The 10754-nt window shown below is 73.8% G+C and carries 9 protein-coding genes and 1 pseudogene; 4 read left to right on the forward strand and 6 right to left on the reverse strand.

Annotated features, from left to right (window positions below; translation table 11 throughout):
• The first annotated feature begins 120 nt into the window (after positions 1 to 120).
• Positions 121 to 1617, forward strand: a complete 1497-nt coding sequence (locus OTB19_RS20740) for an MFS transporter (RefSeq protein ID WP_267799844.1) — start codon at positions 121 to 123, stop codon at positions 1615 to 1617.
• A 53-nt stretch (positions 1618 to 1670) separates the two neighbouring features.
• Here OTB19_RS20740 and OTB19_RS20745 read toward each other — a convergent pair.
• Positions 1671 to 2010: pseudogene (locus OTB19_RS20745) on the reverse strand (mycodextranase); the annotation flags it as partial.
• On the opposite strand from OTB19_RS20745, the gene OTB19_RS20750 reads away from it, so the two are divergent.
• On the forward strand, positions 1969 to 2424 hold the full coding sequence (locus OTB19_RS20750) for an agmatine deiminase family protein (RefSeq protein WP_267799845.1): 456 nt from the start codon (positions 1969 to 1971) through the stop codon (positions 2422 to 2424). The pseudogene OTB19_RS20745 and the gene OTB19_RS20750 overlap by 42 nt on opposite strands.
• 64 nt (positions 2425 to 2488) lie before the next feature.
• Here the strand turns inward: OTB19_RS20750 and OTB19_RS43670 are convergent, their stop codons facing one another.
• The 3 genes from OTB19_RS43670 to OTB19_RS20765 form a co-directional block, all read right to left on the reverse strand.
• Complete coding sequence (locus tag OTB19_RS43670; protein ID WP_385639153.1) at positions 2489 to 2770, reverse strand: DUF6126 family protein; 282 nt, start codon at positions 2768 to 2770, stop codon at positions 2489 to 2491.
• A 15-nt stretch (positions 2771 to 2785) separates the two neighbouring features.
• Positions 2786 to 3430, reverse strand: a complete 645-nt coding sequence (locus OTB19_RS20760) for a helix-turn-helix domain-containing protein (protein WP_267799846.1) — start codon at positions 3428 to 3430, stop codon at positions 2786 to 2788.
• A gap of 72 nt (positions 3431 to 3502) precedes the next feature.
• Complete coding sequence (locus OTB19_RS20765; RefSeq protein WP_267799855.1) at positions 3503 to 5041, reverse strand: ATP-dependent DNA ligase; 1539 nt, start codon at positions 5039 to 5041, stop codon at positions 3503 to 3505.
• 164 nt (positions 5042 to 5205) lie between these two features.
• On the opposite strand from OTB19_RS20765, the gene OTB19_RS20770 reads away from it, so the two are divergent.
• Together OTB19_RS20770 and OTB19_RS20775 are read left to right on the forward strand one after the other, a co-directional pair.
• Entirely contained in the window at positions 5206 to 7953 is a 2748-nt protein-coding gene (locus OTB19_RS20770) for an alpha/beta fold hydrolase (RefSeq protein WP_267799847.1), read from the forward strand.
• Entirely contained in the window at positions 7950 to 8828 is an 879-nt protein-coding gene (locus tag OTB19_RS20775; RefSeq protein WP_267799848.1) for an ABC transporter permease, read from the forward strand. Before OTB19_RS20770 ends, OTB19_RS20775 begins: the two co-directional genes overlap by 4 nt.
• 267 nt (positions 8829 to 9095) lie before the next feature.
• Here OTB19_RS20775 and OTB19_RS20780 read toward each other — a convergent pair whose 3' ends face one another.
• A complete protein-coding gene (locus tag OTB19_RS20780; protein ID WP_267799849.1) occupies positions 9096 to 10064 on the reverse strand; it encodes a D-2-hydroxyacid dehydrogenase family protein in 969 nt (322 codons plus the stop codon).
• The coding region (locus OTB19_RS20785) for an aldo/keto reductase (RefSeq protein WP_267799850.1) at positions 10061 to 10754 on the reverse strand (694 nt) is incomplete at its 5' end. The genes OTB19_RS20780 and OTB19_RS20785, both read right to left, overlap by 4 nt.

Below are 10754 nucleotides of genomic sequence, written 5' to 3' on the forward strand. Positions count from 1 at the left end.
GTGCGTGATGTGCGCGGGTCATGTTGTTCGAGGGGTCATGTTCATTACAAGAGGGCCTATTGAGCCGAGTTTCGGACCGGCCGGGTGGCCCATGTCGGTCGACCGCGCCAGCCTGGGGACATGACCACACCCGACCGGCCGTCACCCGAGCCGCCCCGACCCGACGTCCCGCTCGCCTCGGCCCGGGGCAGGTGGATCCTGCTGACCACCGTCCTCGGATCGGGCATGGCCCTGCTCGACTCGACGGTCGTCAACGTGGCCCTCCCCGCCATCGGGCGGGATCTGGACGCCGACCTCGCGGTGCTCCAGTGGACGGTCAACGCCTACCTGCTGACCCTGGCCGGCCTGATCCTGGTCGGCGGGGCGCTCGGCGACCGGTTCGGACGGCGCCGGATCTTCGTCGTCGGCGTGGTGTGGTTCGCGCTGGGCTCGCTGCTCTGCGGCATCGCGCCGAACGCCGGGGTGCTCATCGCCGCCCGCGCCCTCCAGGGCGTCGGCGGCGCGTTGCTGACGCCCGGTTCGCTCGCCCTGATCCAGGGGTCGATCCACGCCGACGACCGGGCCCGGGCGGTCGGCCTGTGGTCGGGGTTCGGCGGGGTGGGCGCGGCCGTGGGTCCGTTCCTCGGCGGGTGGCTGGTGGACGGGCCGGGATGGCGCTGGGTGTTCCTCATCAACATCCCGGTGGCCGCGCTGTGCGTGCCGGTGGCCCTGAGGCACGTACCGGAGTCCCGGGACCCGCACGCGCACGGCACCTTCGACGTGGCCGGCGCCGCCCTCGGCGCGGGCTCGCTCGCACTGGTCACCTACGCGCTGATCGAGGCCCGCAACGGCGGCGCGCTCGTCATCGCGGCGGCCGTCGGCGGAGTGCTGTTGGCCGGCGTGTTCGTGTACGTGGAGCGGCGGCGGGCCGACCCGATGGTGCCGCCGGACATCTTCGCCTCCCGACAGTTCACGGCGGTCAACCTGGTCACCCTGTGCGTGTACGCGGCCTTCGGCGGGTTCTTCTTCCTCGCCGTGCTCCAGCTCCAGGTGGTGGCCGGATACTCCGCCCTGGCCGCCGGGGCCGCCCTGCTGCCCACCACCGTGCTGATGCTGCTGCTGTCCGCGCGCTCGGGGGCGTTGGCCGAGCGGATCGGGCCGCGGATCCCGCTGACGGTGGGGCCGCTGCTCTGCGCGGCCGGAATGCTGCTGATGCTGCGGGTCGGGCCGCACGCCTCGTACGCACGGGACGTGCTGCCCGCCCTGATCGTGATGGGGATGGGGATGGTGGCCCTGGTGGCCCCGCTGACGGCGACGGTGCTGGCCTCGGTGGACCCGGGTCGGGCGGGTCTGGCCAGCGGCATCAACAACGCCGCCGCCCGCGTCGCCGGGCTCCTCGCGGTGGCGGCGCTGCCGCTGCTGGCGGGGATGGGGCCCGACGCCTACCTCTCCGCCGATCTCTTCGACGCGGCCTTCGACCGGGCCATGCCCTGGTGCGCCGGGATCCTCGTCGTCGGCGCGGCGCTGGCGTGGGCGACCGTGCGCAAGCCGGCGGCCGACGCCCTCCAGCCGCAGTGTCGTACCCAGTGCGGGGTCACCGCCCCGGCGCTCGAATCCCCGCGGGCGGCGCGGCGGTGACCTCTCGGCGGCCGATCACCAGGGGCTCGGCGCCGGCGGCTCGACCACCGGCGGCCGGCCCGCGCGGTGGTGTTGTCCTCGATCCAGGCTTCCGGTGAAGGGCTCGGCGCCGAAACGCGCGCCGACGTGCAGGGCGCTGCCCTCGCGGACGGGGTCCGCGACCAGGTTCCCGCTGACGGTGGTGTCCGCGCCGCCGTAGATCGCGATGCCGTTGGCCAGGGTCGGGCTCTGAACGGTGTTGTGGTCGACGGTGTTGCGGGCGTCGGCCGTCTTCTCGGACCACAGGACGAGCCCGTCGTCACCGGTGCTGCGGACGAAGTTGTCCCGTACGAGGGAGTCGGTGACCTCGGTGTGCAGGTTCAGGCCGTCCGCGATCTGGTCGGTGATGACGTTCCGGGTCACCTTGACGACGTCACCTCCCGGTTCATCCGGCCCGGCGTCGTGATGGTCCAGGTACCGCCCGCCGACCGCACCGACATCTGGGCCAGGGACGCCCGGCAGCAACTCGCGATCCTGTCCGCCGCCACCGCCGCCAAGGGCCGCCGGCTCCAGGCCCTCAGGGTCGACGGCCCGGACACCCTGCGCTCCGACAACCCCGACTTCGTCGACTCCTACCTGAACTTCCACGTGGCCCACGGCGCGGTGATCACTTCGCAGTTCGGGGACCGGGCCAAGGACGCGGGCACCCGCCAGGCGCTCGCGGCGGCTTTCCCGGGCCGCGAGATCGTCCAGCTCGACGTGGACCGGCTGATGGGCGGCGGCGGGGGCATCCACTGCTCCACGATGCAGCAACCCGTCGCGGGCTGAGCCCCCGCGGCACGGAAGCGGATCCGACGGCGGGCGTGCGCGCCGCCCCCGCCGGAGACCCTCCCTACTGGTTCTCGGCGCCCAGCACGAAGAGCAGGTAGACGAAGAAGGCGAAGAGGTGACCGACGAAGAGGTAGGCGATCAGGCGGATGATCAGGCCGCGCGGGAACTTGGACTCGAAGCGCTTCAGCAGGGTGTCCGGCGCCGAACCGGTCTCCTGCGCATCGGCCGGGCCGGTCCGCTCGACGGAACCGGTCCCATCGACGGGACCGGTCGCCGGGACGTCGTTCGCGGGAACACCGGGTGCCTCGTGCGCGGTGGCGGTCACGTTCTCTCCCTGGGACATGGTGCGACTCCTCGGCTAGTGGTGGTGCTGGGTCGCGCCGCCGAGGCACACCCCGGCGAGGCCGCTCTGCAGCAGCGTGTGGACGAACAGCAGGTCGGCGCCGGCGGCGTCGGCCGCCCCGATCCGGTGGGGCGTGAGCGAGTCGAAGTGCGCGCTGTCCCCCGGGTCGAGCAGGTGCTCGGCCTCTCCCAGGTGCAGCCGCAGCCGCCCGGTGAGGACGTACAGCCACTCCTCGCCGGGGTGGACCCGGACCAGTTCGCCCCGGACCTGGCCCTGTGGAACGTGCACGCGCAGGGCCTGCATCCCCCGCCCCGAACCGCCGGCCGGCCAGTAGGTCCAGCCGTCGGCCTCGCGGGTCCCGGGGCCGCCGCCCCGTACGATGGGGTCGGCCGCCGCCGAGGTCTCGCCGAGCAGTTCGGAGACCGTCGTTCCGTAGGTGCGGGCGAGTCCCAGCAGCAGCGGCAACGAGGGCGTGCGCCGGCCCGTCTCCAACCGCGACAGGTGGGCGGGCGAGAGTCGGGCCCGTGCGGCAGCCGCCTCCAGGGTGAGCCCGGCGCGGCGGCGCAGGTCGCGCAGGCGCGGGGCCACGGTGGGGAGTTCCCCCGACGGGTCGTCGGGGTCGGCCGCTTCTTCGGGGCCGGAGGCAGGACCGGTTGTCATGCCTCGATTGAGCCAGATTCCTACCCCACTGGCAAACACTCTTGCCTCTGAGGCAAAAGCTCCGCTCGCTGCCTATACGGGCCGTCGGCCCAGCACGCTCTCCACGGTATCGGCCTGCCCGGCGTCCTTGTCGGGGCGGTGCCGCAGCACCCGTGCGAAACGCAGCGCGACCCCGGCCGGATAGCGGGAGGAGCGTTGCAGGCCGTCGTAGGCGATCTCCACCACCAGTTCCGGTCGGACCCGAACCGTGAAGCCGTCGTCCTCCACCGCCAGTTCCAGCAGCCGCTCGGTCTGCCAGCGCAGCATCACGTCGGTGAGGCCCTTGAAGGTCTTGCCGAGCATGGCGTGGGTGCCGTCGGCGGCGCGGGCGCCCAGATGCAGGTTCGACAGGAGGCCCGTGCGCCTCCCGTGCCCCCATTCGGCGGCCAGGACCACCAGGTCGAGGGTGTGCACGGGCTTGACCTTGAGCCAGTGCGTGCCGCGCCGGCCGGCCGCGTACAGCGAGTCGAGACCCTTCACGACGACCCCTTCGTGGCCCCGGCGCAGGGACTCGGCCGCGAACTCCTCGGCGGCGGCCGTCGCGCCCTCGGCCGCCGGGTCCTCCACCGCCAGCCGCCGCACGCGGGAGGACTCCGGGACCAGCCGGGCGAGCGCCGTGTACCGCTCGCGGACGGGCAGGTCGAGGAGCACTTCCTCCCCCGCGGCCAGGACGTCGAAGAAGTGGACGCGCACGGGAAGGGTCTGCCGGGCGGCCGCCACGTCCACCCGGGAGCCCACGCGGCTCGCGACCTCCTGGAAGGGGACCGGCCGCCCGTCGGGGCCCTGCCCGACGACCTCTCCGTCGAGGATGAACCGCTCGCCGGGCAGCGTCAGGGCCAACTCGGCCACCTCCGGCAGCCGGTCGGTGATCTCGTCCAGGGAGCGCGTGTAGATCCGCACGTCCGGCCCGTCGCGGTGCACCTGGACGCGGATCCCGTCCAGCTTCTCCTCCACCGCGCAGGGTCCCAGCGTGGCCAGCGCCTGCGTCACGGACGCGGCCGTGCCGGCGAGCATCGGCTGCACGGGCCGGCCGACCCGCAGGGTCACCCCCTCCAACGCCACCGCGCCGTCGGCCAGCACCGCCGCGGCCACCCGGGGCAGGGACCCGTCCAACATCACGGCGCGGCGCAGCGCGGCGGCCGGCACCCCGGCGGCCGCCGCCACCGCGTCCAGCGCGACGGCGTCGAGCGCGCCCTGGCGCACCTCGCCGAAGAGCAGACCGCGCAGGAAGCGTTGCTCGGCCTCGGTGGCCGCGCCGAACAGGGCGTCCACGATCCGGTGCCGCTCGGCGCGGGAACCGGTGCCCGCGACGGCGGCGAGTTCGGTCACGGCCGCGTCGACCTCGCCGACGGTGAGGGTCGGCCCGGGCGCGGGGTCGATCTCCCGGCCGAGGGTGCGCCATCCGATGCCGGGGCGGCCCTGGGGCAGCCGCCCGGCGAGGTAGCAGACGACGACGGCGGCCTCCTCCGCGGGCGCGGCGGCGAACACCTCGGCGAGCAGGGCGGTCTTCGCCGAGCGGGCGGAGGTCTCGGAGACCTCCCGGGACACACGCGCGACCTCGGCGAGCAGCATGCGGACCATCCTGCCGCCCCTCGTGCCCGTGCGCAGGTCGGCCGCGCGGAGGAGCCGTGTACGGCAGGCGCGGTACGGGGGGCCGCCCGGGTAGTCCTTGAGAAGGTGCCGGGCTCACCCTGCGGGCTCTCCGGCGGCGGCCCCGGGACGTCTAGGCTTCCTGTATGAAGCTCCGACTGCCCCGGCGTCGCCGGGACCGCCTGTTGGCCGGTGGCGCCGCGCTGGTCGTCCTGGCGGGGGCCGGTACGTTGACGGCCACCGCCGCGGCGTCCGACCCGCCCGGCGTGCAACGCCAGGACCACGTATTGCAGATGCCCGACGCCGGGATCGACATCTCGTACTTCACGGCCGGCGAGGGCGGGGAGGCGGCACGGAAACGGCCCGCCGTGCTGCTCGGCCACGGTTTCGGCGGCAGCAAGGACGACGTCCGCGCGCAGGCGGAACGGCTGGCCCGGGACGGGTACGCGGTGCTGACCTGGTCGGCGCGCGGCTTCGGCCGCTCGGGCGGCCGGATCGGCCTGAACGATCCCGAGCTGGAGGGCAAGGACGTCTCCCGGCTCGTCGACTGGCTCGCGACCCGGCCCGAGGTGCGGCTCGACGCGCCCGGCGATCCGCGCGTGGGCGTGGCCGGGGCCTCGTACGGCGGTGCGGCGGCGCTCCTCGCGGCCGGGTACGACCACCGGGTGGACGCCATCGCCCCGCAGATCACGTACTGGAACCTCGCCGACTCCCTCTTCCCGAACGACGTGTTCAAGAAGCTGTGGACCGGCATCTTCTTCACCACCGGCGCGGCGGGCGGCGGTGCGACCGGTGGCGGCGCGGCGGGCGGCGCGGCCGCCCTCCAACCGTCGGCGCGGTCCGCCGACCCCGCGGCCGCTCCCGGCTGCGGACGGTTCCAGCCGGAGCTGTGCGCGATGTACGAGCGGGTCGCGGTCGCCGGGAAGCCCGACGCCGAGGCCCGTGCGCTGCTGGCCGGACGCAGCCCCTCGGCGGTGGGCGACAAGATCAAGGTGCCCACCCTGATCGTGCAGGGCCAGGACGACTCGCTCTTCCCGCTGGACCAGGCCGACGCCATGGCCAAGGCCATCGCGGCGAACGGCGCGCCCGTGTCCGTGGACTGGGCGAGCGGCGGCCACGACGGCGGGATGCGCGAGGCCGGCCGTGTCGAGGCGCGGGTGACGGCCTGGTTCGACCGCTACCTCAAGGGCGACGAGCAGGTGGACACGGGTCCCGTGTTCCGGGTCTCGCGCACCGGCGGAATCGATTCCACGGACGGAACCGTGCAGGTGCGCGGCGCGAGTGACGACCGCTATCCCGGGCTCACCTCGACGCCCCGGGAGTTCGCGCTCACCGGCCGCGAGCAGACGTTCGCCAATCCGGCGGGCGGCACCCCGCCGTCGTTGTCCTCGCTGCCCGGGATCGGCGGCCGGCTCGCCGCCTTCGGGGCGGGGATCTCGCTGGACTTCCCCGGGCAGAACGCCCGCTTCGAATCGCGGCCGATGACCGAGGAGGTGCGGATCACCGGCACCGCGACCATCACCCTGAACGTGAGGTCGACGGCTACCGACGGTTCGGCCGTGCTGTTCGGCAAGGTGTACGACGTCGGACCCGACGGTCGCGGGCAGGTGCTGCCCGGCCAACTGGTCGCCCCGGTCCGCGTCACGGACGCCGGACAGGGCCGTACCGTCCAGGTGCGGCTGCCGGCCGTCGACCACGCCGTCGAGGCCGGCCACCGGCTGCGCCTGGTGATGGCGGCCACCGATCTCGGGTACGCGTCGCCCGCCGCCCCCGCCACGTACACCGTCTCCGCGCAGGGCCCGCTGTCGGTGCCCGTCGTCCCGGGGGTGCGCACCGCGGCCGCGAGCATGCCCGGTTGGACGTGGGGGCTGCCCCTGGGCGCCCTGGCCCTGGCCGCGGCGCTGCTGGGGATCCGGCGTAACGGCAGGGGCCGCGCCGGGGAACGGGCCGGAGCGACCCGGCCCGATCCCGCGTTGGCCGACGTGCCGCTGGAGATCACCGGGCTGACGAAGCGCTATGCGAAGGCCCGGGACCGCTACGCCGTACAGGACCTGTCGTTCCGGGTGGAGAAGGGCCAAGTGCTGGGTCTGCTCGGCCCCAACGGCGCGGGCAAGACCACCACCCTGCGGATGCTGATGGGGCTGATCTCGCCGGACGCCGGCGAGATCAGGGTGTTCGGGCACGCGGTACGGGCCGGATCGCCGGTGCTGTCGCGGGTCGGCGCCTTCGTGGAGGGCGCGGGCTTCCTCCCGCACCTGACGGGCCGGGCGAACCTGGAGCTGTACTGGCAGGCCACCGGCCGCCCCGCGGCGGACTCCCACATGGCGGAGGCCCTGGAGATCGCCGGACTGGGCGACGCGTTGGAACGCGCCGTGCGGACCTACTCCCAGGGCATGCGGCAGCGGCTCGCCATCGCGCAGGCCATGCTCGGCATGCCGGACCTGCTGATCCTCGACGAGCCGACGAACGGCCTGGACCCGCCACAGATCCGGGAGATGCGTGACGTCATGATCCGGTACGCGGCGGCCGGGCGGACGGTCATCGTCTCCAGCCACCTCCTCTCCGAGGTGGAGCAGTCGTGCACGCACCTGGTCGTCATGGACCGCGGCCGGCTCGTGCAGGCGGGTGAGGTCGCGGAGATCACCGGCGGCGGGGACACCCTGCTGGTGGCCCTGGCCGGGTCGGTGGACGAACTCCTCGTCGAGAAGGTGGCGGCGCTGGAGGGGGTCGGCTCGGTGGTGACCGCGGACGACGGACTGCTCGTACGGCTCGAAGGCGCGACGGCGGCCGAGCTGATCGCGGAACTCGTACGGCTGGAGGTGCCGGTCTCCGCGGTGGGACCGCACCGCCGGCTGGAGGACGCGTTCCTCACCCTGATCGGAGGTTCGGCGTGAGCGCCGTGACAGAGGTGGCCGTGACCGAGGTGGCCGACGGCTACCGCGCGGGCCGTACGCTGCCGTTGCGCGTGGAGGCGCTGCGCCAGTGGCGCCGGCGGCGGACACTGGTGATGGGCGGGATCCTCGCGGCGCTCCCCTTCATCATGATCATCGCTTTCGCGGTGGGCGGCACGCCCGACGAACGCGGTGGCGGCAACGGCCGGATCACCCTGATCGACACGGCGACGGCCTCGGGCGCGAACTTCGCGGCCACCTGCCTGTTCGTGTCGGCCGGCTTCCTCCTGGTGGTACCGGTCGCGCTGTTCTGCGGGGACACCGTCGCCTCGGAGGCGAGCTGGTCCTCGCTCCGCTACCTGCTGGCCTCGCCGGTGCCCCGGGCCCGCCTGCTGTGGAGCAAGCTGGTGGTGGCCCTCGGGTTCAGCCTCGCGGCGATGGTGCTGCTGCCGGTGGTGGCGTTGGCGGCGGGCACGGTCGCGTACGGCTGGGGGCCGCTGAAGCTGCCCACCGGCGGGACGTTGGCGGCCGGTGACACGCTGCCGAGGCTCGCGATCGCCGTCGCGTTCGTCTTCGTCTCGCAGCTGGTCACGGCCGGACTGGCGTTCTGGCTGTCGACGCGGACGGACGCGCCGCTCGGCGCGGTGGGCGGGGCGGTCGGGCTGACGATCGTCGGGAACGTCCTGGACGCGGTGACCGCGCTCGGATCGTGGCGCGAGTTCCTGCCCGCGCACTGGCAGTTCGCGTGGGCGGACGCCCTCCAGCCCCACCTGGAGTGGGGCGGGATGATCAAGGGCACGGTGGTGTCGGTGTCGTACGCGGTGGTGCTGTTCGCGCTCGCGTTCCGGGGCTTCTCCCGCAAGGACATCGTGTCCTAACCGGCCGCCGCCCGGCGGGCGTTCGCACGTGCTGCCCACGGGCGGACAGGGCGGTGACCCCGGGCCGGGCGCCGTGACACGGTGAACCTTTGCGGTCACAGCACTGGGTCCTGTCGTCAAAGTGGCGCCGGTAGGGCCCGCGGTGTCCGGTGCCGTGCATCGCAAGGCGCAGCGGCGCCCGTGTACTGGACGTACTCGGGTGCCCCGACAACGCGGCGAGGTGCGGTACCAGGCGCCGCGGGCCAGGCGAGACTTCGACGACAGGACCTAGCGGAGCACCCGGACGGGCGCACCGTCGAGGTACGCGCGGATGTCCTCGACGGCCTCGCCGTAGTACGTCGCGTAGTTGTCCCGCGTGACGTAGCCCAGGTGGGGCGTGGCCAACAGGTGGGGCGTCGTGCGCACGGGATGGTCCCGCGGCAGCGGTTCGATGTCGAAGACGTCAAGACCGGCGCCCGCGATCCGCCCCTCGCGCAGGGCCTCGATCAGCGCGTCCTGGTCGACGATGGCCGCCCGCGAGGTGTTGACGAGGTAAGCGGAGGGGCGCATCAGCGCGAGTTCCGGCGCCCCGATCAGGCCGCGGGTGCGGTCGCCCAGCGCGAGGTGGACGGACACGAAGTCGCTCTCCGCGAGGAGTTCCCGCTGGGACCCGGCCAGGGTCACCCCCACCTCGTCGGCGCGTTCCCTCGTGAGGTTCCGGCTCCAGGCCGTGACCTCCATGCCGAAGGCGAGGCCGATCCGGGCCACCCGGCCGCCGATCTTCCCGAGGCCGAGCAGGCCGAGCCGGCGTCCGTGCAGGTCGGCGCCGAGGGTCTGCTGCCAGGGCCCTCCGGTGCGCAGGGCGGTGTTCTCGGGAACGATGCCGCGCGCCAGGGCCAGCAGCAGCGCCCAGGTGAGTTCGACGGGCGGGGTGGAGGAACTGCCGGTGCCGCACACGGTGACGCCGTTGCGCGCGGCGGCGGCGTGGTCGATGACGGAGTTGCGCATGCCGCTCGCGACGAGCAGGGCGAGGCGGGGCAGCCGGTCGAGCAACGAGGCCGGGAAGGCAACCCGTTCGCGCAGGGTGACGACGATGTCGAAGTCGGCCAGGCGGGCCGCGAGCCGGTCCTCGTCGTCCAGGTGGTCCCGGTAGGTGACCACCTCCACCCGGTCCGCGATCGTGGACCAGTCGGCGGAGGCGGCCGCCACGTCCTGGTGGTCGTCGAGAACGGCGCAGCGGAGCGAGGTCGTGGTCACCGCCCCCCCGCGCCGGCGCCGCCGATGCCGTCGATGGCGTCGATCTCGGCGAGCAGCGCGGCCTCCAGGGGCCGGTCGGCGACGGCCGCGTTGGCCCGCACCTGCTCGGCGGAGGTGGCGCCCGCGATCACTGAGGCACAGCCCGGCTGCGCGGAGAGCCAGCCGATGGCGAGTTCCAGGACCGTGCGGCCGTACTTCCCGGCGAGGCCGGCCAGTGCCTCGACGATGTCCAGGCGCTCGTCGGTGAGGTAGGCGTCACGGCCTTCGAGGCGCGAACCGGGCGGGACGGGCGCGCCGCGCCGGATCTTGCCGGTGAGCAGACCGTTGGCCAGGGGGAAGTACGGGAGCACGCCGACGCCGTGGTGCAGGGCGGCCGGGACGAGTTCCCGTTCGGCGGACCGCTGGAGCAGCGACCATTCGTTCTGCGCCGACACGAAGGGCGCGGCGCCGATCTCCCGGGCGACGTGGGCGGCTTCGGTGAGCTGCCAACCGCTGAGGTTGGAGTGTCCGATGTAGCGGACCTTGCCCTCGGTGACGAGTTCGGTGAGCGCGGCGAGGGTCTCGGCGATGGGGACGGCGCCGGCTCCGTCCATGGTGGCGGCCTCCAGCGTCTCCCGGGGGATCGCCTGGAGTCCGGCAAAGAAGATGATCATGTTGTAGCCCATCCACTGCCAGGCCGAGATGTTGACC

This window comes from Streptomyces sp. H27-H5, assembly GCF_026627505.1.
Lineage (GTDB): Bacteria > Actinomycetota > Actinomycetes > Streptomycetales > Streptomycetaceae > Streptomyces.

What these genes read in the sequence shown, in the direction of transcription:
- OTB19_RS43670 (WP_385639153.1), bottom strand. Translation starts at nt 2,770, where the DNA reads ATGTCCCAGGGAGAGAACGTGACCGCCACCGCGCACGAGGCACCCGGT.
- OTB19_RS20740 (WP_267799844.1), top strand. Translation starts at nt 121, where the DNA reads ATGACCACACCCGACCGGCCGTCACCCGAGCCGCCCCGACCCGACGTC.
- OTB19_RS20765 (WP_267799855.1), bottom strand. Translation starts at nt 5,041, where the DNA reads ATGCTGCTCGCCGAGGTCGCGCGTGTGTCCCGGGAGGTCTCCGAGACC.
- OTB19_RS20770 (WP_267799847.1), top strand. Translation starts at nt 5,206, where the DNA reads ATGAAGCTCCGACTGCCCCGGCGTCGCCGGGACCGCCTGTTGGCCGGT.
- OTB19_RS20760 (WP_267799846.1), bottom strand. Translation starts at nt 3,430, where the DNA reads ATGACAACCGGTCCTGCCTCCGGCCCCGAAGAAGCGGCCGACCCCGAC.